The 811-nt window shown below is 70.4% G+C and carries 2 pseudogenes; one reads left to right on the top strand and one right to left on the bottom strand.

Features of this window, described 5'->3' with window-relative positions:
* Nucleotides 1–128: pseudogene (locus FMEAI12_RS37565) on the top strand (IS3 family transposase); the annotation flags it as partial.
* Between the two features lie 203 nt (nucleotides 129–331).
* On the opposite strand, the pseudogene FMEAI12_RS00300 reads toward FMEAI12_RS37565, so the two are convergent.
* Nucleotides 332–811 (bottom strand): annotated as a pseudogene (locus tag FMEAI12_RS00300) (helix-turn-helix domain-containing protein); the annotation flags it as partial.

Below are 811 nucleotides of genomic sequence, written 5' to 3'. Positions count from 1 at the left end.
GGCTCGCGACCGAGAACCCGACGTGGGGCTACCAGCGGATCCAGGGCGAGCTCCTCAAGCTCGGTTACCGGGTGAGCGCATCCACGATCCGCCGGGTCCTGAAGACCCTCGGGCTGCCACCGGCTCCTGCTCACTCACTCACCGGCCGCGGGCGTCGGTGACGGCGTCGACGCTGCCCACCGCGGCTTTGCCGAGATTCATACGCTGCTCGCCGCGCTCCAGCCGCGCTACTTCATCCATGGTCACGTCTACGCCGACTCCAGCCAGGACCGACCCCAGACCGGCCCCACGACGGTCGTCAACGCCTCCAGATACCAGCTTTCTGGACGCCGGAGGCCTGGGCGTGTAGGAACGTGCGCCAGGAGGCATCGGCCCGCCGGGGCGTGGGATCGACACCGGCGCGGTGCAGGATCCGCCAGACGGTGGCCACCCCGACCGGGTAGCCCAGCCCGACGAGCTCGCCCTGGATCCGCTGGTAGCCCCACGTCGGGTTCTCGGTCGCGAGCCGCTTGATCAGCGTGGCGATCTCCAAGCTGATCGGTGGCCGTCCCGTCCGCTGCGGGTGGGTCCACTTCCGTGTGACCAGGCGGCGGTGCCACCGGAGGATGGTGCCGGGGGTGACCAGCCGGTGCAGCCGCAGCCTCCTCGGTAGGAGTCGGATCAGTGCGGTGAGGACCGCCCGGTCCGGCCAGTCCCATCGGGGCTTGGGCTGGGTGCGGCGCAGCACCGCGACCTCGTGTCGCAACACGAGCAGCTCGATGTCCTTCGACGCCGACGAACGGCCGAGGAGAACCAGCCAGCCACACACCCG

Origin of the sequence: Parafrankia sp. Ea1.12 (genome assembly GCF_900465275.1) — a bacterium.
In the GTDB taxonomy this organism is placed as follows: domain Bacteria; phylum Actinomycetota; class Actinomycetes; order Frankiales; family Frankiaceae; genus Parafrankia; species Parafrankia soli.
Note: the sequence above shows the minus strand (reverse complement) of the source record. Positions and strands in the feature narration are given on the sequence as shown.